The organism is Pseudomonas onubensis, from assembly GCF_965653655.1.
Taxonomy (GTDB): Bacteria; Pseudomonadota; Gammaproteobacteria; order Pseudomonadales; family Pseudomonadaceae; genus Aquipseudomonas.
In genome coordinates, this window is record NZ_CBFHAZ010000025.1 from 1 (window position 1) to 17,323 (window position 17,323).

The 17,323-nt window shown below is 58.7% G+C and carries 22 protein-coding genes; 14 read left to right on the forward strand and 8 right to left on the reverse strand.

The features are described from left to right. Positions 1 to 93 precede the first annotated feature (93 nt). Entirely contained in the window at positions 94 to 237 is a 144-nt protein-coding gene (locus ACTD9P_RS11030; protein WP_178112694.1) for a hypothetical protein, read from the reverse strand. A 196-nt stretch (positions 238 to 433) separates the two neighbouring features. Between ACTD9P_RS11030 and ACTD9P_RS11035 the strand changes: the two genes are divergently transcribed. Both ACTD9P_RS11035 and ACTD9P_RS11040 read left to right on the forward strand, forming a co-directional pair. Then, positions 434 to 1,738: an MFS transporter gene (locus tag ACTD9P_RS11035; RefSeq protein WP_438867751.1), complete on the forward strand. Its 1,305-nt coding sequence runs from the start codon at positions 434 to 436 to the stop codon at positions 1,736 to 1,738. Continuing rightward, positions 1,738 to 2,496, forward strand: a complete 759-nt coding sequence (locus ACTD9P_RS11040; RefSeq protein WP_438867753.1) for a substrate-binding domain-containing protein — start codon at positions 1,738 to 1,740, stop codon at positions 2,494 to 2,496. Before ACTD9P_RS11035 ends, ACTD9P_RS11040 begins: the two co-directional genes overlap by 1 nt. Here the strand turns inward: ACTD9P_RS11040 and ACTD9P_RS11045 are convergent. Further along, the gene (locus ACTD9P_RS11045) at positions 2,488 to 3,390 is read right to left on the reverse strand and encodes a LysR family transcriptional regulator (protein WP_438867755.1); all 903 of its coding nucleotides are present in this window, start codon (positions 3,388 to 3,390) and stop codon (positions 2,488 to 2,490) included. The genes ACTD9P_RS11040 and ACTD9P_RS11045 overlap by 9 nt on opposite strands. Positions 3,391 to 3,599: 209 nt before the next feature. On the opposite strand from ACTD9P_RS11045, the gene ACTD9P_RS11050 reads away from it, so the two are divergent. The 5 genes from ACTD9P_RS11050 to ACTD9P_RS11070 all read left to right on the forward strand — a co-directional run bounded on the left by ACTD9P_RS11050 (position 3,600) and on the right by ACTD9P_RS11070 (position 5,931). Beyond that, positions 3,600 to 4,016, forward strand: coding sequence for a ribbon-helix-helix domain-containing protein (locus tag ACTD9P_RS11050; protein ID WP_438867756.1), 417 nt, complete (start codon positions 3,600 to 3,602; stop codon positions 4,014 to 4,016). After that, positions 4,013 to 4,327, forward strand: coding sequence for a type II toxin-antitoxin system RelE/ParE family toxin (locus ACTD9P_RS11055; RefSeq protein WP_438867757.1), 315 nt, complete (start codon positions 4,013 to 4,015; stop codon positions 4,325 to 4,327). The genes ACTD9P_RS11050 and ACTD9P_RS11055 overlap by 4 nt, the downstream gene beginning before the upstream one ends. 49 nt (positions 4,328 to 4,376) lie before the next feature. Next, positions 4,377 to 5,249: an NHL repeat-containing protein gene (locus ACTD9P_RS11060; protein WP_438867758.1), complete on the forward strand. Its 873-nt coding sequence runs from the start codon at positions 4,377 to 4,379 to the stop codon at positions 5,247 to 5,249. A gap of 175 nt (positions 5,250 to 5,424) precedes the next feature. Beyond that, positions 5,425 to 5,637, forward strand: a complete 213-nt coding sequence (locus ACTD9P_RS11065; protein ID WP_438867759.1) for a cold-shock protein — start codon at positions 5,425 to 5,427, stop codon at positions 5,635 to 5,637. Positions 5,638 to 5,706: 69 nt separating this feature from the next. Next, a complete protein-coding gene (locus tag ACTD9P_RS11070; protein ID WP_438867760.1) occupies positions 5,707 to 5,931 on the forward strand; it encodes a cold-shock protein in 225 nt (74 codons plus the stop codon). Here the strand turns inward: ACTD9P_RS11070 and ACTD9P_RS11075 are convergent. The 3 genes from ACTD9P_RS11075 to ACTD9P_RS11085 all read right to left on the reverse strand — a co-directional run bounded on the left by ACTD9P_RS11075 (position 5,928) and on the right by ACTD9P_RS11085 (position 9,663). Then, positions 5,928 to 6,953 carry a histone deacetylase family protein gene (locus ACTD9P_RS11075; protein ID WP_438867761.1) on the reverse strand — a complete coding sequence of 342 codons (1,026 nt, stop codon included), beginning with the start codon at positions 6,951 to 6,953 and terminating at the stop codon, positions 5,928 to 5,930. The genes ACTD9P_RS11070 and ACTD9P_RS11075 overlap by 4 nt on opposite strands. Positions 6,954 to 7,100: 147 nt before the next feature. After that, on the reverse strand, positions 7,101 to 8,330 hold the full coding sequence (locus ACTD9P_RS11080; protein ID WP_438867762.1) for a Zn-dependent hydrolase: 1,230 nt from the start codon (positions 8,328 to 8,330) through the stop codon (positions 7,101 to 7,103). A gap of 13 nt (positions 8,331 to 8,343) precedes the next feature. Continuing rightward, positions 8,344 to 9,663, reverse strand: a complete 1,320-nt coding sequence (locus ACTD9P_RS11085) for an MFS transporter (protein WP_438867763.1) — start codon at positions 9,661 to 9,663, stop codon at positions 8,344 to 8,346. 155 nt (positions 9,664 to 9,818) lie between these two features. Between ACTD9P_RS11085 and ACTD9P_RS11090 the strand changes: the two genes are divergently transcribed. From ACTD9P_RS11090 to ACTD9P_RS11110, 5 genes are all read left to right on the forward strand, one after another. Continuing rightward, positions 9,819 to 10,757 carry a LysR family transcriptional regulator gene (locus ACTD9P_RS11090; RefSeq protein WP_438867764.1) on the forward strand — a complete coding sequence of 313 codons (939 nt, stop codon included), beginning with the start codon at positions 9,819 to 9,821 and terminating at the stop codon, positions 10,755 to 10,757. A gap of 187 nt (positions 10,758 to 10,944) precedes the next feature. After that, positions 10,945 to 11,091, forward strand: coding sequence for a hypothetical protein (locus tag ACTD9P_RS11095; RefSeq protein WP_200430620.1), 147 nt, complete (start codon positions 10,945 to 10,947; stop codon positions 11,089 to 11,091). A gap of 6 nt (positions 11,092 to 11,097) precedes the next feature. Then, complete coding sequence (locus ACTD9P_RS11100) at positions 11,098 to 11,517, forward strand: type II toxin-antitoxin system YafO family toxin (RefSeq protein ID WP_438867765.1); 420 nt, start codon at positions 11,098 to 11,100, stop codon at positions 11,515 to 11,517. Between the two features lie 121 nt (positions 11,518 to 11,638). Continuing rightward, positions 11,639 to 12,460: an SDR family NAD(P)-dependent oxidoreductase gene (locus ACTD9P_RS11105; protein WP_138816291.1), complete on the forward strand. Its 822-nt coding sequence runs from the start codon at positions 11,639 to 11,641 to the stop codon at positions 12,458 to 12,460. A 17-nt stretch (positions 12,461 to 12,477) separates the two neighbouring features. Continuing rightward, a complete protein-coding gene (locus ACTD9P_RS11110) occupies positions 12,478 to 13,503 on the forward strand; it encodes an AraC family transcriptional regulator (RefSeq protein WP_438867766.1) in 1,026 nt (341 codons plus the stop codon). 34 nt (positions 13,504 to 13,537) lie between these two features. Here ACTD9P_RS11110 and ACTD9P_RS11115 read toward each other — a convergent pair whose 3' ends face one another. The 3 genes from ACTD9P_RS11115 to ACTD9P_RS11125 all read right to left on the reverse strand — a co-directional run bounded on the left by ACTD9P_RS11115 (position 13,538) and on the right by ACTD9P_RS11125 (position 14,530). Next, a complete protein-coding gene (locus ACTD9P_RS11115; protein ID WP_438867767.1) occupies positions 13,538 to 13,786 on the reverse strand; it encodes a hypothetical protein in 249 nt (82 codons plus the stop codon). Between the two features lie 147 nt (positions 13,787 to 13,933). Then, positions 13,934 to 14,089, reverse strand: coding sequence for a hypothetical protein (locus tag ACTD9P_RS11120; protein ID WP_438867768.1), 156 nt, complete (start codon positions 14,087 to 14,089; stop codon positions 13,934 to 13,936). A 186-nt stretch (positions 14,090 to 14,275) separates the two neighbouring features. Next, positions 14,276 to 14,530, reverse strand: coding sequence for a hypothetical protein (locus ACTD9P_RS11125; protein WP_056857345.1), 255 nt, complete (start codon positions 14,528 to 14,530; stop codon positions 14,276 to 14,278). Positions 14,531 to 14,807: 277 nt separating this feature from the next. On the opposite strand from ACTD9P_RS11125, the gene ACTD9P_RS11130 reads away from it, so the two are divergent. After that, on the forward strand, positions 14,808 to 15,674 hold the full coding sequence (locus ACTD9P_RS11130) for a DUF6216 family protein (protein WP_438867769.1): 867 nt from the start codon (positions 14,808 to 14,810) through the stop codon (positions 15,672 to 15,674). Positions 15,675 to 16,029: 355 nt separating this feature from the next. After that, entirely contained in the window at positions 16,030 to 17,256 is a 1,227-nt protein-coding gene (locus tag ACTD9P_RS11135) for an MFS transporter (RefSeq protein WP_069788564.1), read from the forward strand. Positions 17,257 to 17,323 lie beyond the last annotated feature (67 nt).

Below are 17,323 nucleotides of genomic sequence, written 5' to 3' on the forward strand. Positions count from 1 at the left end.
CGCGAATACGGTGTATCAGTCAACACTTCAGTGGCTGACACACCGTATTCGCGAGCAAGCCCGCTCCCACATTTGGACCGAGTACGCTCTTTATCAGGGTTTGAGCGGTCGCTCCTGATCGCGCTCGGACAGCTCGGTGCCGTCGTCCGGATGTTTCCAGGTCTGCGGCTTTTCTTCTTCGCGTTGCCGGGGCTGCTTGTGCTCCGGCTCGTCCTGGCGTTTGTGCTCGTTACCCATACGCACCTCCCATCCGTAAGAATTGGTCACCCGTGAAGCATAGAACAGCCGTGTGATTTTGGCGGACTCGTCGATTGATAGCCAAGACGCATCAATCCATCCAAATTACTCACTTATCATTTCTAAATGTGTCAGCCACTATCCGCGGTCTTAAGCGAAACAAGCACTTTAAAAAGAACGCTGGAGACACAAAACCATGACTAGCCCTTCCCGGCCCGACTCTGCCCGCTCGAAAGTTGGTGCGGTATTCCGCGTTACTTCGGGCAACTCCCTCGAACAGTTCGACTTCTTTCTGTTCGGTTTCTACGCCACCTACATCGCTGCCGCGTTCTTCCCCGCCGCTAATGAGTTTGCGTCATTAATGATGACCTTCGCCGTGTTCGGTGCAGGCTTCCTGATGCGACCCCTGGGCGCAATTATTCTGGGTGCCTATATCGATGACGTTGGTCGTCGCAAAGGCTTGATCGTAACCCTGTCGATCATGGCCAGCGGTACGCTGTTGATCGTGCTGGTGCCGGGTTATCAGACCATTGGCCTGTGGGCGCCGTTGCTGGTGCTGCTGGGCCGCCTGCTGCAAGGCTTCTCGGCTGGCGCAGAACTGGGTGGCGTGTCGGTTTACCTGTCTGAAATGGCCACGCCGGGCCGCAAAGGCTTCTACACCAGCTGGCAGTCGGGCAGCCAACAGATCTCCATCGTGGTGGCCGCCGCGCTGGGCTACGGCCTGAACGTGTGGATGGAACCGTCGGTTGTTGCCGATTGGGGCTGGCGCATTCCGTTCGCCATCGGCTGCGTGATCATCCCGTTCATCTTCGTGTTGCGCCGCAACTTGCAGGAAACCGAAGAGTTCGCCAACCGCAAGCATCGTCCGACCATGCGTGAAGTGCTGGCGACCCTGGTGAAGAACTGGACCGTTGTCATCGGCGGCATGCTGATGGTGGCCATGACCACCACCGCGTTCTACCTGATCACGGTGTACGCGCCGACCTTCGGCAAGACCGTGCTGCACCTGAGCACCTCCGACGCCCTGCTGGTGACCTTGCTGGTGGCCGTGTCGAACTTTGTCTGGCTGCCGATCGGCGGCACCCTGAGTGACCGTTTCGGGCGCAAGCCGGTGCTGGTGGCAATGACCGCCCTGACCGTGATCACCGCCTACCCGGCGCTGTCGTTCGTGGTCAACGCGCCAAGCTTTGCGCATATGCTCGAAACCCTGCTGTGGTTCTCGTTCCTGTACGGCATGTACAACGGCGCGATGATCCCGGCGCTGACCGAAATCATGCCGGTGGAAGTGCGTGTGGCAGGCTTCTCCCTGGCCTATAGCCTGGCAACGGCGATCTTCGGTGGCTTCACGCCAGCGATCTCCACGTGGTTCATTCACATCACCGAAGACAAAGCCTCGCCGGCGTACTGGATGATGTTTGCCGCGTTGTGTGCCTTGTGCTCGACCCTGGCACTGTACCGTCGCGCCAACACGCGTGGGCAGGTGATGCAGGGGGCGGTGTAATGAAGCTGCTGCTCAACACCCTGACGGCCCTGGCCCTCGGCGCCCTGGCGCTGACGGCCCAGGCCGAACAGCTCAAGGTAATGACCTCCGGCGGTTTTACCGCCGCCTATAAACTGCTCGGCCCGCAATATGCCCAGCACAGCGGTGACACCCTGGACACCATCCTCGGCCCGTCGATGGGCAAGGCGCCGGAAGCGATTCCCAACCGCCTGGCCCGTGGCGAACATGCCGACGTGGTGATCATGGTCGGCTATGCCCTGGATGACTTGATCAAACAAGGCAAGGTCGACCCGGCGTCCCGCGTGGAACTGGCAGATTCGCGGATCGGCCTGGTGGTCAAAGCCGGCGCAGCCAAACCTGCGATCGGCACTGACGCCGAGTTGAAGGCAGTGCTGAGCAAGGCCAAGTCCGTGGCGTATTCGGACAGCGCCAGCGGTGTGTATGTCGAGAAAGAGTTGTTCAAGAAGCTCGGCATGCCCGCCAAGGGCACGATGGTCGAGCGCACCCCGGTGGCCGAAAAGGTCGCCAAGGGTGATTACGAGGTGGGCCTGCAGCAGGTGGCCGAATTGTTGCCGGTGCCGGGCGTGACGTACGTGGGCAAGATCCCGGAAGACGTGCAGTCGGTGACGCGCTTTGCGGCGGGCATTCCGGTTAACGCCGAACACCCGGCCCAGGCCAAGGCGTTGCTGCAATTCCTGGCCTCGCCCGAGGCGCAACCGGTGGTGCAATCCACCGGCCTGGACTCGGTGTCACACTGACCGAAACGGCATCTCGCGCACCAACCGCTCCAACTCCAGCGCCGCTGGCGGCAATGTCCGCCCGCGGCGTTTTATCAAGCCCACATGGCGCATCACCTGCGGTTCGACCAGCGGCACACTCACCAGAATCGGGTGCTCGCCCGCCGGCATCGCAATCGACGGCACCATCGCCACGCCCAGCCCCGCCTCCACCAGCCCGATCATGGTAGTCACGTGGTGGGTCTCGCAAATACTCGGTTTTTTCACCCGCACACCCCGCAACGCCTGGTCCAGCAGGAAGCGGTTGCCCGAGGTTTTGTCCACGGTGATGTAATCGTGCTCGTAGGCCTCGGCCCAGCTCACGCTGTCGCGTTCGGCCAATAAATGGTCACGCCGGCAGGCCAGCACGTAGCGCTCCTGGAACAGCAACTCGAATTCCACCTCATCGGCCAGGCTGCCGCTGAAACTCACGCCGAAATCCGCCTCGCCGCTTTCCACCGCATTGCACACCTCGCCGGCGCTGGCATCCAGCACGCGCAGGCGAATCTTCGGGTACAGCTTGTGGAACTCGGAGATCACGTGGGGCATGAAGTAGTACGCGGTGGACGGCACACAGGCGATGGTGACGTTGCCCATGCGCGTGGAGGCAACGTTACTGATGCCCATCAAGGCGATATCGAGGTCGTCGAGGATGCGCTCGACCTGAGGCAGGAACGCGCGCCCGACCATGGTCAGGCTGACCCGCCGCGTGGTGCGTTCGAACAGCTTGACGTCGAGGGCGGACTCGAGCTTTTCGATACGCCGGCTCAGGGCCGGCTGTGAGATGCGGATGGCCTCGGCGGCGCCGCGAAAACTGCCCTTGTCTACCACGGCGCGGAAGGCTTGGAGGTCGTTGAGGTCGAAGTTGATGATCACGGGGATGGGCCAGTGTGGTCGATTTGGGGGGCATTATCGTATGGCCGGTGGTAAGGCGCCATGCGTGCCGGGGGCGGTTTGCGTTAATAACCCTGCTACAAATATGAAGTCATACATATCAGTGCGTTATTGGCTGAGTGGCGCCACGCAGTCACTGAAAAGCGTCAATACTTGCAACCTGAGTTACTCAACAGGAGAGAGAAACGCTCATGGAAACCTGCCAGAACCCCTACCTATTTTGGATCGACGATGAGACGCCGGACACCGACATCGGGCAGTTGCTCCTTGCAACACGCCAATGGTCGAGTAGGATTGAATCCTACCCACTGTCCGCAGGCTTCGACATGCGCTCAACCCAGCAAATGAGCATTACCTTGCCACTCGAGATGGCCGCCCTGGTCAAAGCCAAGGTCACTTGCGGTGAATACGCAAGCGAAAGTGAAGTGATACGCGACGGCCTCAGGGCGCTGATGGCCCGTGATCGCGCCATGGAAGACTGGTTGCGCGATCAGGTAATCCCCGCCGCCGCCGCCCTCGACGCAGCCCCTGGCCGGGCGCTCTCCGCCGAGCAGGTTCGCGAACACATGGCAGCCAAACGCCAGCGAACCGGTACAGAAAAACCGTGAGCTATACGGTAGCCTTTGCGCCTGAGGCGTTAGCCCAACTGGACGCCCTTGAAGACTACATCAGCAAAACCGAAGCCCCCGATGTTGCAGCACGTTTTATCGACAACATCATCAGCTACTGCGACAGCCTTGGCGTGTTTCCATTGCGCGGTAAATGCCGTAACGACCTGCTGCCCGCCTTGCGCATCACCCATTACCGGCACACCACCGCCATCGCATTCCGCGTGGCCGCCGAGACTGAAACCGTGTCGATCCTGGGCGTGTTTTACGGCGGCCAGGATTACGCCGCCCAGTTTCAGAATCACGATTGAGAACAGGCGCCAAGCCCACCGACGGCACACCCAAAAACAAGGAAGAAAAATGACCGACACTCCAAACCTGCGTCGACCGTTGCGACGGGGGTTAAGCCTGATCGGATTGCTGGCTGTTGCGACCCTGGGCTTTTTCGCCTGGCAAAGCTTCTACCCCGTCAGCGCTGCCACCGGCTGGAGCGTGCAAACCGTGCACCGTGACGTGCCCAAAGCCGCTTCGTTGATGCCAATGCCTGATGGCTCACTGATGATCAGCCAGGAACTCAATGACGCCAAAGGCAGCATCGTACGTATTCATCCCGACGGGCGACGTGACGTGGTGGTGGGCAGCCTGTCCAAGCCCGATGGCATGTTCGCCACCCACGGCGGCTGGGTGTTCAGCCAGGAAACCGGCGATGCTCCCGTCAGCTTTCTCAAGGACGGTGTGGTGACCGAGCTGTTTCGCGGTGAAAACGTACAGGGTTTGTGGGTTGAGGGCGACGACCTCTACGCCATCGAGGACCGTAAGGATAACGGGCGGCTATTGCATTATCGCTGGAGCGACCAATCGTTAACGGTAGTGCGCGACAAGCTGAACGAAGGCGAGTCCATCACCCGTTGCACCGATGGCCGAATGCTCTACACCGAAAAGAAGAAAGGCGTAGTGCGCGAGCTGACCGATGACGGCAGCGATCCGGTGGTGCTGGCAGGGTTGAACAAACCGACGTTTTTGATGTGCGATGAGCGCGGGTTGTGGGTCAATGAAGATTCGACGCACCGCGCAAGGTTGTTGTTGATTGATAAACAGGGGCAGCAGCAGACGATTTTGTCGTTCCTGAAGGCGCCGCAGTCGATTGTACCGACGGATCGTGGCACTTATCTGCTGGCGGAAGGCGGGAGGAATCGGGTGTTGGAACTGACGCCTGCGACTCGTACACCTTAGCCATCAAACTTCGCAGTATGTGCCCATTTTCAAGTCCGCAAACCTGTCATAAATGACAGTACCGCTTGTCCTGCCGAGCATTGACGCCCTGTCGTTTCAGGCCTTTGCTTAGAGGTACCGCCGCCGGCACACCACCGGCTTTCTGCGGATAATTTCGGTTTCGAGGATGAACAAGATGAGCAACAGACAAATCGGCACTGTGAAGTGGTTCAACGACGAAAAAGGCTTTGGTTTCATCACGCCGCAGGGTGGCGGAGACGACCTTTTCGTCCATTTCAAAGCAATTGAAATGGAAGGCCACAAAAAACTGGCAGAGGGTCAGACAGTTTCTTTTGTTGCCGAAAGGGGGCAAAAGGGCATGCAGGCAGCCCAGGTTCGTCCGGAGTAAGCCTTGGTTTTATCACCACTGCACCTAGCCCAAAACGGGCGATGCACTGCGCTGAAAAGGAGAACGGCCATGACCAAAAAAACTCCACGGGCTGTACAGTCCAACTGCAGTGCAACCCGTCAACACACTACTGCCTACGATGAACAGGACATCTTCTTTCGCAACACCACCTCTCGCCAGAGTGGGTTGGTGTTGCGAGAGGGGCAGGTCGTCACCTATGAATTGGTAAGAGGGCCTGGCGGAGCGTGGATGGCCGCCAATATCGAAATTGTCGAGGAACCGACGCTGAATTAGCGCTTCCAGGCCTGCGGGCTGCCAAAAAACGCCCGCGCATTACTGTCCAGCGTCTCCAGGTGATAGCCACCTTCCTGCACGATCACACACGGCAACTCCAATGCGCGAATGCACTCGCCCAGCCGTGCAAACCCTTCGCGCGTCACCGCGACTTTGCTTTGCGGGTCCAGCTCGTAAATATCAAAGCCCAGGGACAACACCAGTACGTCCGCCGAAAAGTCCTTCACCGCCGCCAGGGCCAGTTCGAGCTTCTCAAAAAAAACCGCTTCACTGGAACCGTGGGCCATCGGCAGGTTGAGGTTGAATCCTTCACCGGCAGCGCTGCCGCGCTCGTCGGCAAAGCCCGCGACGCCTGGGTAGAAGTTGGTGGGGTCACCGTGGATCGACACATACAACACGTCATCGCGCTGGTAGAAAATCTCCTGGATACCTTGGCCGTGGTGCATGTCGGTATCAAGCACCGCAACGCGCTGGAAACCTTCGCGTAACATCTGCGCCGCCACCGCTGCATTGTTGATGTAGCAGAACCCGCCCGCCGCATCGAAACGCGCGTGGTGACCCGGCGGGCGACACAACGCGTAGGCGGCCGGTGCGCCGTCGAGGATGTCCTTGGCGGCGGCGACAGCACTTTGCGCCGACCAATAAGCCGAGCGCCACGTGAGTTCGCCAATCGGGCAACTGCCATCCGCCAGGTAGCGTGCCGCTTGGGCCAGAACGCCGCGCAGGGCATTGGGTTCGCGCACAAAGATATTGGACATGACCTCGTCGCCCCAGTCTTCGGGGATTTCCTTCCAGCGCTGGTGGGCTTCCTGAAGGAAGGTCAGGTAAGGCGCACCGTGTACGGCGAGCAGTGGTTCAAGACCGAAGTCTGACGGTTGCTGAATCTCAAAGCCCAGAGTCTGCGCGGCCACCAGCAAGTTGCGAGCACGTTCGGGGACTTCCTGCGGTGTACGCATCTGACCACGGGAGTAATAACTGCGCGGGTGGTGCAAGAGCTGTTCGGGGTGGAAAAAGGTCTTCATGCAGTACTCCTGAATGAACACGGAACCTGTGGGAGCTGGCTTGCCTGCGATGGCAATTTATCAGTGCCAGAGATGTCGGCTGAAAGGCCGCTATCGCAGGCAAGCCAGCTCCCACATTTAAATCCGGTGTGGCTAATAGAGATGTTGTCAGTTGGTGCGGCCGGCGCGTTGCAGCACGGCGTTAAGCAATACATCGGTGCCCTGGCGCACGTCCTCGGGCAATACATTTTCGGCTTCGTTATGGCTGAGGCCGCCGACACACGGGATGAAAATCATCGCCGTCGGGCAATAACGGGCCAAGTGAATTGCATCGTGCCCAGCACCGCTGACAATGCGTTGCTGGCTGTAACCCAAGGCATCCACCGACGACTGCACACAGGCGACACACTCGGTATCGAATGGCGTGGCTGGGCTGATCCAGTGAGGGCTGATAGTGACCGTCAGGCCACGCTTCTCGGCAATCGCCTGCAAGCGCGCACGCACTTGTTGCTCCATGGCTTCAATGTCGGCATCGCGATGATGGCGCAAGTCGACGGTGAAGTTCAGCAAGCCGGGAATAGTGTTGCGCGAGGATTTGGCAATGCTCAACTCGCCGACGGTGGTCAGCCCTTCGGGGGCGAAATCCGTCGCCAGATTTTCCAGGGCCTGGATCATTTTCGCGGCGCCATACAGGGCGTCTTTACGCAACGGCATCGGCGTGGTGCCAGCGTGCGCGGCCATGCCTTCAACCCGCACATCGAGCCAGCGAATCGCCTGGCCACCGGTGACCACGCCGATGCTCTTGGCATTGTCTTCCAGAATCGGACCTTGCTCGATATGCGCCTCGAAATACGCATCCACCGCTCCACCCAAAGCGCGCTCACCGTTGTAGCCGGTGGTGCGCAACGCTTCGGCCACGCTGACGCCGTCGACATCTACCATGGCCAGCGCCTGGTCCAGTGCCAGAGTGCCGGTGAATACCGCCGAACCGAGCATCGCCGGCGTAAATCGGGCGCCCTCTTCGTTGGTCCACACGGCAATTTCCAGTGGTTTGCGGGTCTGAATGCCATGGTCATTGAAGCTGCGGATGACTTCCAGACCCGCCAGTACGCCATACACGCCATCGAAGCGCCCGCCTTCGGGCTGGGTGTCGAGGTGGCTGCCCATCAATACCGGGGCAGCCTCCGGGTCGGTGCCGGCGCGACGGGCGAACAGGTTGCCGATGGCGTCCACGCTCAGGCTCAGCCCGGCGGCTGTGCACCAATGGCTGAACAGCTCGCGACCGGCCTTGTCTTCGGCACTCAAGGCCAGGCGGCAACTGCCGCCACGCGCCGTGGCGCCGATCTCGGCCATGTCCATCAGGCTGGCCCACAGGCGCCGGCCATTAATTTTCAACATTGCAAAACCTCCCTTAAATGCCGTGTGCCATTTCAAGCCGGTGAGCGCTGGCGTGGCGGCGTGACAATGCCAGCACGCACACCAACGAGACCGCCGCGATCAGGCTGTAAAACACTGCCATCGGCCACCATTGGCCTTGGTATTCATGGGCCAGCCAGGTGCCGATCAATGGCGTCAAGCCACCGGCCAGCGCACCACACACCTGGTAGGCCAACGAGATCGCGGTGTAGCGCACGCGCGTCTCGAACAGGCCGCTGACAAAACCTGCGATCACTGCATAAAACGACGCCATGCACACCACCGCCAAGGCGATACCCAGAATGATCAACGGCGCCTGGCCACTGCTGACCAGCACGAACATCGGGTACGGCGAGGCCATCGCCAGTACCGTCATGGCGCAGAGAAAACGCGTAGCGCCGACCTTCTCGGCGACCCAGGCGGCCAGTGGCTGCACACAGAATTGGATGATGGCGACAACGAACAGACATTCCAGAATCAGCGAGCGCGGCAGGCCCAGTTGCTGAGTGCTGTAGGCAATCATGAAGGTGTTGGTAAAATACACACCGGCGATGCCCAGGGTATTGGCACCGATGCACAACAACAGTGGGCGCCAGGCAGTTCTCAGCACTTCGATGACGGGCGCCTGGTCTTTCTTGATCGCCCGCGCCTTTTCGGCGATGGCTTTATCTTCCAGGAACTCGGGCGATTCATTGACGCCCAGGCGAATCGCCAAGCCGACGATCAGCAACAGCGCACTGGCCAGGAATGGCAAGCGCCAGCCCCAACTGAGCAGGTCTTCTTCCGGCAACCGCGTGACCGCACTGAAGGCCAGCAGCGACAGAATCAAACCTGCCGGGCTGCCGAGCTGTGCAAAGGAGGCGAAGAAATTGCGCCGGCCTTTAGGCGCATGTTCGCCAGCCATCAACACCGCCCCGCCCCATTCGCCACCGACGGCGATGCCTTGCACCACGCGCAGCAGAACCAGCAGCACCGGCGCCGCGACGCCGATCTGTGCATAGGTCGGCAACAGGCCGATACACACGGTGACCACGCCCATCATCACCAAGGTGATCACCAGGGATTTTTTACGCCCGATACGGTCACCGATATGCCCAAACACAATGCCGCCCAGCGGCCGTGCGAAGAAGCCCACGGCAAAGGTGCCGAAGGCGGCCATGGTGCTGAACAGTTTGTCTTCGGAGGGGAAAAACAGTTGGCCGAACACCAGCGCAGCGGCGGTGGCGTAGATGTAAAAGTCGTACCACTCGATCATGGTGCCGATAAAAGCGGCGGCGGCAGCACGGCGCGGCTGCGGCGAAGCGGATGGCTTCATGGGGTGGGCTCCTTTGGTTATTTTTTTGGCAGGAGAAAGTCAAACCGATGCGCTCTAGGGGCGCTTGTAAGGTGATTTATCGTCGCGGGGCTATGATTAGTCAATTTTCTATTTATTATTCAAATTATAAATCCTGCTTATTATCGAGCGATCGCATGCCCGAGACGCGCCGCGACATTCACCCGCTGCTCAACGACCGCCTGGACTGGAACCTGCTGCGCACCTTCCGCGTGATCGGCCAGGAGCTGAGCATCAGCCGCGCCGCCGCGCGCCTGCACCTGACTCAACCGGCGATCAGCCAGGCGCTCAGACGCCTTGAAGAGCAACTCGACTGCCAACTCATCGCCCGTCGTGGCCCGCGTTTTGTACTCACCGAAGCCGGTGAACAGATTTTCGCCATTGCCGGCGAGATCTATGGCCAGGTTTCGCAGATGAGCAACGCCCTGCAAAAGCCTGGCGATGAAGTGATCGGCAAAGTGCGCCTGCTGATGATCAGCCGCATCAACTCGGACACCTTCGACGACTTCCTCGCAGGCTTTCACCGCGAGCACCCACGGGTGGACCTTGAAGTGGAGGTGATGCGCAGCTCCGACATCGTTGCCGCCCTGCTGGAAAAAACCGCGACCCTGGGCTTGAGCCTCAACCGTCGCCCACAACCACGCCTGGAACAGCACCTGTTTTTGCGCCAGCGCTATGCGTTTTTTTGCGGCAAACACCATCCACTGTTCGGCCGCACCGGATTGGCCGAGGGCGATTTGCAGTCGGAAAACTTCGTCAGTTTTACCAGCGACCAGATCGGCGGCATGTTGTCGCCGCTGACGATCTTTCGAGACCAGCAAGGCTTTAGTGGGCGCATCGTGGCGTCATCATCAAGCCTTGAAGAAGTGCGCCGGCTGGTGATTGCGGGCTACGGCCTGGGCTGCCTGCCGATCCATGTGGTGGCAGACGATGTGAAGCAGGGGCTGCTATGGCGGCTACCGCCGGATGAAGGGATTGCGGATGTGGATATTCACCTGCTGTGGAATCGGGAGCAGAAGATGAGCCGGGCGGAAACGGTGTTTATAGAGTGTCTTTTGGCTCGATTGGCGCAGTAAAAACGCCTACTGGGTATTTAGAGATTTGCCTGACGTTCTTAACAGACGGGTCCTTCAGCGAAGACCTTGAAGGGGTGCCCAGGCAGCGCATACAGTCTTGTGAGCCAGCGCATCGAGGCGCTGTTTGATCAGTAATCACTATTCACTTAAGCTGGACGCCATGAACACACATCCTTCGGAGGCTCCGATGGCCACCACCAAAAAAGTCGACAAGTCGCGCAAAAAGGCCGTCAGCGAAGAGCTGACATTCCTTGATGTTCGGCAAGCCGCGCGTGATGGTCAAAAAGTCTTCGACACCTATGTGATCAGCGGCAAGCTTCCAATCTCCAAGTAGGATTGAATGCCCGCCGTCAAAATCTCCCCGCTGTTCCTAACAATCAATCGCTGGGAAAATTTCGCCGCACACTTTTTCAACTACAAAGTGTGCGGCGAACTCCCCTCTATCTTTGGTCGAGATGAAAGCCTCGACCTTAGCGACATGCATCATATCCACTTGGCCGGCACAGTTCGGACACAAGTCCAATGGGCCAAGATCAAGCGTCAGTACTACCGCACAAATACCTTGAATGACCCACAGAACGACTTCTGGTTTATTTACGCCTATGACGATTATTGTGACAGTTACCTCCTGCTAACTATCATGGGCCCGGATGCGCACAGTCGTGCCGAGTGGGGATCGTTTCTGCGGACAATCCATAACGATGTGGTGACGCCGTGGATTTTGGGGCGCATCGCCTTTCCAGATCTTGAAGACTACTGACAACCTAAATTGGCGCCTTTTGCAAGTCACTTGGCGCCTTCCTGCTAGTGCCCTAAAAACCGTCATCGACCATCCTTCGCTCACTGGCTGCAACAGCCATCCCACACGAAGAGGTGTTCACATGTCCAAAATCTGGTTTATTACCGGCAGTTCCCGTGGCCTTGGCCGCGCCATCACCGAGGCCGCCCTGCGCGCCGGTGATCGTGTGGTTGCCACTGCACGCAACCCGCGCCAGCTGGATGATCTGGTCGCCGAATTCGGTGATGCGGTTTACCCGCAGGCTTTGGATGTGACCAACCACCAGCAGGTGGTGCAGGCCGTCGACGCCGCTGTGGCGCACTTTGGTCGCTTGGATGTGGTGGTCAACAATGCGGGTTACGGTGACCTGGCCTCGGTTGAGGATGTGACCCTGGAAGATTTCAAGGCACAGATCGATACCAACTTTTACGGTGTGGTGTATGTGAGCAAGGCCGTGGTGCCGGTGCTGCGTGCCCAGGGCAGCGGGCATATCTTTCAGGTATCGTCGCTGGGCGGGCGGATTGGCATGGCGGGCCTGGCGGCTTACCAGAGTGCAAAATGGGCCGTCGGTGGGTTTTCAACCGTGCTGGCGCAGGAGGTCAATCCGTTCGGTGTGCAAGTGACGGTGCTGGAGCCGGGCGGCATGCGCACGGATTGGTCAGGCAGTTCCATGACCATCCCGACCATCAGCGCGCCTTACCAGCAAAGCGTCGGTGCGCTGGTTGAACTGCTTAACTCGCCCGGTATTCTGCCGACGGGTCCTGCGCGGGTTGCCGAGATTGTGCTGGAGCTGGCCCTGAGCAAGGACGCGCCGTTGCGCCTGCTGATCGGCAGTGACGCGGTGCAGTACGCAGCGCACGCAGCGGCAGACCTGGCGGCCAGTGACGAAAAATGGCATGACCTGAGTGTGTCGGCCTCGGATTAATTAGAGATAGGTGCTGCATGCCTGACGCCCGCCAACCGCGGTTCAATATCCCGGACGTTTTCTGGCAAGCCCTGCGAACGATCGGGCTGGAACCCGCGACGGTGTTGCGTCAGGCACGCCTGCCCGTAACGCTCAACCTTCGCGAGCGTCGCGACAGGCGCCAGGTCAATACCGAGGAATTCTTCCGTTTGTGGGAAGCCGTGGGCGTGCTTAACCCCGACCCGGCGGCCGCCGTGCGAATGGTCACCCAACTGGACAGCAGCACCCTGCCGCCTTCCAGCTTTGCGGCGTTTATAGCCCGCGACTTTCGCGATGGCCTGCACCGTCTGGCGCGCTTCAAGCAACTGTGCACACCCGAGCGTGTGCGGGTAATCGAAGACGGCGATCACTGCACCGTCACTGTCGACTGGCTGCGCACCCAGCAGCATTCACCCACGTTGTTGATCGATGCAGCCTTTGCCACGTTTGTGGAGTTGGGCCGGCGCGGCTCGGGGGTGCACATCACGCCGCGCCGTGTCGAGTTGGCCCGGCCTGCGCAGGACAATCACGCTCTGGCTGACTTTTTTGGCTGTGCTGTGCGCTTTGGTGCCGAGCGTAATGCAATGGTGTTCGACATCGCCGATCTGGAACGGCCGTTCGCCAGTCACAACCCCGAACTGCTCGACCTGTTGAACCCGGCCCTGGTCGCGGCTTTGGCCGAAGCGACGGCAACGGCCACGATCAGCCAACAGGTCAAGGGCGCCCTCAAGCGCATCCTGGCCAGCGGTCGCCCGGAGATGCTCGAAGTGGCCCGGGAACTGGGCATGAGCGAACGCACGTTGCAGCGGCGTATCACCGAAGAAGGCAGTAGTTTTCGCCAACTGATGCTGGAGACGCGCCAGGAGGTTGTGCGTCATTTGCTGAGCGAGCCAAGTATCGAAATCGAGGAGATTGCCTGCCTGCTCGGTTATGAAGACACCAATTCGTTTTACCGCGCCTTTCGCACCTGGGAAGGCACCACCCCGGCGCGCTGGCGAGCACAGCAGACAGCGACGACGCATTGATGTCTGACGAGCAGTTGAGCTCGACAGTGTTGGTTTAGCCCTTTTTTGACTGGTTTTCCTTCATTTTCTCCACGGCAGCTGGCAAATTCTGAATCATTTTCACACCGGCGTAGAGAGAACCTTTTCCTAATAACTTTGCGCTGGAAGCTGCTTTATCAAGAAAGGAGCCATAGGAGAAGTCGCTTTTGACTTCTTCCCACGCGCTACTCATCATTTTGTCCAGGCCAGTATCTATCTGCTCTTTGAGCGCTGGGCGATCGACATTCGAGTTTTCATCATCCATTTTGAAATACCGTTTGTTTTCAAATATTATTAAAGAGACTTTAGTCCACTGGCAGCCGCCAGAGAGCTACCGACGATGGGGTTCCGCCCCCAACACACAAGCTCAACTTAACGGTTAGTCTTGCTGATCAGGCAGCGGAGGATTGAATCAGTTTTCTACTGCAGAAATGATTTTCGCCTGCCCCCGCTCGCGCTCCTTGATCTGCTCCTTGGCCTGACTCGCGCTGCTAGCACGCACGGTTGCCGTGATTACGGAAGTACTGCTGCCCCGGGTGTAGGTCACTCGAAAGGTTTTGTCACTCATCCCTGCCTCCATTCATGATATCAAAGCGCCATGCGCCGTCCTTTTTAACAAGCATCTAGACAAAGTACAAGTCATCCCCTTCCACTCGCCCGCACCCGCGATACCCGGCGAGCCAATAAAAAAGCCCCAACAGCTCGCTCTGCACTGGGGCTTTTCTGTGTGTCGCATAGAGACTCAGGGCGTACCTCAGTTGCCCCGTTCTTTATTCGCTTGAGAGAGGACCGATGCAGCCAGGGATTTGGTCTCCTCACTGTACTTATCGCTTTGAAGGGCTTTGCCGGCCTTTTCCTCCATGTGTGCACTCGTCTGCTTATCAGTACCCGTCTGGGACAGCGCCGACGCGGCCAGGCTTTTGGCGATGGCCGAGGCGTTTGGATTATTCAAGGTTTCGGCGGCCAACGTCGCCATAGTGCTGGAAGTCTTTTTGGTATTTTTGCTCATGCTGCATTTCCTTTGCGTTTGAGGGGAAAGCCTACGAGTGGACAACTCGTCGTCAGAAGATAGTGAGTTAAATATTCCTTCGCAACGAACTGGCTGTAGCCTTTGTTTTTAAAGCACGTGAGAAAAATTCCATAGTTATGTAGTACCCACCCATTTCGATGTTTAACGCAATGATAATGTTTGAAAAGTCGCTTTCTTTTTATTAGATTTTCGCCCGGCCAGTGACAGCGACTTCGCTGACGCGCGGTTCTCTAATAACCCTTCAAGGATGACCTGCATGTCCCAACCTGCACTCAACGACAACATCGTCACATGGACATTTCAAAACTACGCCGCCATCGTCGGGCTGCTCAGTGGCCTGGCAATATGTGCGTTGGTTTTATATATCTACTCGCGCTCAGGCTCGTTGATATTTCTGCGTGACTTGATGTGGCGGTTTTTCGGTGGCTCGACCACGTTTGAAAACCCAAAATATGAAGCCACCCGCAAAGATTTGCGCGAAGTTGAATATTATCGGTTCGAATTCAATATCCCCGCGCAAAGCCTGGAACACGCGCGGCAGGCCGATAAATGGATCACTGATAACCACTTCAGTTACAACGATGTGGCCAGGATCAGAAAGTACATTGACTGGAAAGACTTCACTCAGTTGTCGCTCAAAGAGGCAATGTTTTCACCCTTCAAACGTAATTGGTTTTTGGGGTTGGGCGCGTTCTTCCTGGCGATTATCAGCATCACGCCGCCATTGGCTGATTCCAGCTACCTGATGGTGTCGTTGAAAAAAGCCACGGATGTACCGTCTTTTTATCTTTCGGAAAACAACGCCAAATTCCACTTCTGGCCCAGCGAGACATTATCGGTCGATGAGTGCAAATCACCGACAGCGCTGGAAAAGTTCTATAACAAGGACTTCTCTGAAAGCACCATCAATACCATTTGCACGCTATTTCTTTCGCCCACCTACGCTGAAAACGTAAAAACCGGATTGAAAGAGCAAAAAGGCTTTTTGCTGTTCGTCGCCTGCCTGTCGATATTTGCGGTCTTCTGTATCTTGACCAAGCTCTCGCGCTTGGGCGTGGCCCGCAAACTCCATGACCAGATGGCCGCGCAGAGCAGCAATGCGCCAGCAGAGACCACCGCTTAACGGTAAACACTGTCACTGTGGCGAGCAGGCTTGCCCTGCGTTGGGCGGCAAAGCCGCCCCATCCCAGGCGTCGAGTGCCAGGAGTAAAATCACGGTGGCAGGTTTAAGGGCCGCTACGCAGCCCAACGCAGGGCAAGCCTGCTCGCCACAACAAGCCTGCCCGCCACAAGGCTACTTGCCGTAGCAAGCCGGCTCACCGGCCATCAAGGCCGCCCCAGAGCGTCGAATCGATTGCACTGATGGTTATTATCGAAACGAGCGCCTGTGTGATTGCAAGCACCGGTTCCTATAATCGCCTCCACTTTCCCTCCCCTCCGCCTGGCTTCAGGCGACATTCCTTCTGGAACCCAACACCATGCCAAGCCCCAGCCAGGCCCACAGCGGCCGTCCCGAACATAATCAACAAAGTGTCAAACAGCAGTGGCTGGCGATTCTCTCGGTTGCCGTAGGCGCTTTCGCCCTGGTAACCAGTGAGTTTCTGCCGGTGGGCGTGCTCAACGACGTCGCCAGCGACCTGGGCATCAGTGCCGGTCACGCCGGCCTGATGGTGACCCTGCCCGGCATCATGGCCGCCCTCGCCGCGCCGTTGCTGTCGGTGATCATCGGTGGAATGGACCGTCGTTACCTGCTGATCGGCCTGACGCTGATCATGATCATCGCCAACTCGGTGGTGGCCTACGCCAGCGACTTCAGCCTGCTGCTGTTCGGCCGTGTCCTGCTCGGCATCAGCATCGGCGGCTTCTGGGCCACTGCGATTGCTCTAAGCGGCCGCTTGGCGCCCAAGGGCGTGGGCGTAGCGAAGGCTACCTCGATCATCATGATGGGCGTGACCCTGGCCACCGTGCTGGGCGTACCCGTCGGCACCTGGCTCAGTGGCCTGATGGGCTGGCGCATGACCTTCCTGGTGACCGCGATTGTCGGCGTGCCGGTGCTGCTGGCGCAGGTGTTCCTGCTGCCGCGACTTACCCCGGAAAAGGCCATCCAGATCCGTGACCTGCCGGCCTTGTTTATCAACCCACAAGCGCGGGTCGGCTTGATCGCTGTGCTGCTGATCGGCCTGGCGCACTTTGCTGCCTACACCTATGTTGCGCCGTTCTTCAAAAACAGTTCCGGCTTCGACGGCCCGACCATCGGCTCGCTGTTGCTGCTGTATGGCGTGGCCGGCGTGATGGGCAACGTCTTTGCCGGTTTCGCCGCCAACCGCAGCGTGCGCCACACCCTGCTGTTGGTCGCGCTGATGATCGGCACCAGCACCGCGCTGTTCCCTCACTTCGCCACCGGCATGACCGGCGCCGCGATGCTGATCGCACTCTGGGGCTTCGCCTTCGGCGCCTTCCCGGCCTGCGCGAGTATCTGGATGTTCGTGGTCGCACCTAAAGACGTCGAACGCGGCATGCCGCTGTTCGTAGCCCTGTTTCAGGTGATCATCGCCTTGGGTTCGTTCTTTGGCGGCCGGATCGTGGACCAGATGGGCAGTGCAATGCTCTTGAGCCTGGCCACGGCGCTGGTGGGACTTGGGTTTGTGACCGTGCTGGTGTTGGGGCGTAATGTAAGTAATAGCTTGGCGGCGCAGCCGGGCTGATACGACTCGTTAACCACTAAAAAGCCTGCTGAGCATTGAGTTCGGCAGGCTTTTTTTGTTTCAGGGT

Bases quoted from the DNA above. Each gene is read 5' to 3' on its own strand.
- ACTD9P_RS11100 (WP_438867765.1), top strand. From the start codon at position 11,098: ATGCCCGCCGTCAAAATCTCCCCGCTGTTCCTAACAATCAATCGCTGG.
- ACTD9P_RS11120 (WP_438867768.1), bottom strand. From the start codon at position 14,089: ATGAGTGACAAAACCTTTCGAGTGACCTACACCCGGGGCAGCAGTACT.
- ACTD9P_RS11090 (WP_438867764.1), top strand. From the start codon at position 9,819: ATGCCCGAGACGCGCCGCGACATTCACCCGCTGCTCAACGACCGCCTG.
- ACTD9P_RS11125 (WP_056857345.1), bottom strand. From the start codon at position 14,530: ATGAGCAAAAATACCAAAAAGACTTCCAGCACTATGGCGACGTTGGCC.
- ACTD9P_RS11135 (WP_069788564.1), top strand. From the start codon at position 16,030: ATGCCAAGCCCCAGCCAGGCCCACAGCGGCCGTCCCGAACATAATCAA.
- ACTD9P_RS11040 (WP_438867753.1), top strand. From the start codon at position 1,738: ATGAAGCTGCTGCTCAACACCCTGACGGCCCTGGCCCTCGGCGCCCTG.
- ACTD9P_RS11060 (WP_438867758.1), top strand. From the start codon at position 4,377: ATGACCGACACTCCAAACCTGCGTCGACCGTTGCGACGGGGGTTAAGC.
- ACTD9P_RS11050 (WP_438867756.1), top strand. From the start codon at position 3,600: ATGGAAACCTGCCAGAACCCCTACCTATTTTGGATCGACGATGAGACG.
- ACTD9P_RS11080 (WP_438867762.1), bottom strand. From the start codon at position 8,330: ATGTTGAAAATTAATGGCCGGCGCCTGTGGGCCAGCCTGATGGACATG.
- ACTD9P_RS11085 (WP_438867763.1), bottom strand. From the start codon at position 9,663: ATGAAGCCATCCGCTTCGCCGCAGCCGCGCCGTGCTGCCGCCGCCGCT.
- ACTD9P_RS11105 (WP_138816291.1), top strand. From the start codon at position 11,639: ATGTCCAAAATCTGGTTTATTACCGGCAGTTCCCGTGGCCTTGGCCGC.
- ACTD9P_RS11115 (WP_438867767.1), bottom strand. From the start codon at position 13,786: ATGGATGATGAAAACTCGAATGTCGATCGCCCAGCGCTCAAAGAGCAG.
- ACTD9P_RS11130 (WP_438867769.1), top strand. From the start codon at position 14,808: ATGTCCCAACCTGCACTCAACGACAACATCGTCACATGGACATTTCAA.
- ACTD9P_RS11065 (WP_438867759.1), top strand. From the start codon at position 5,425: ATGAGCAACAGACAAATCGGCACTGTGAAGTGGTTCAACGACGAAAAA.
- ACTD9P_RS11075 (WP_438867761.1), bottom strand. From the start codon at position 6,953: ATGAAGACCTTTTTCCACCCCGAACAGCTCTTGCACCACCCGCGCAGT.
- ACTD9P_RS11070 (WP_438867760.1), top strand. From the start codon at position 5,707: ATGACCAAAAAAACTCCACGGGCTGTACAGTCCAACTGCAGTGCAACC.
- ACTD9P_RS11095 (WP_200430620.1), top strand. From the start codon at position 10,945: ATGGCCACCACCAAAAAAGTCGACAAGTCGCGCAAAAAGGCCGTCAGC.
- ACTD9P_RS11035 (WP_438867751.1), top strand. From the start codon at position 434: ATGACTAGCCCTTCCCGGCCCGACTCTGCCCGCTCGAAAGTTGGTGCG.
- ACTD9P_RS11030 (WP_178112694.1), bottom strand. From the start codon at position 237: ATGGGTAACGAGCACAAACGCCAGGACGAGCCGGAGCACAAGCAGCCC.
- ACTD9P_RS11110 (WP_438867766.1), top strand. From the start codon at position 12,478: ATGCCTGACGCCCGCCAACCGCGGTTCAATATCCCGGACGTTTTCTGG.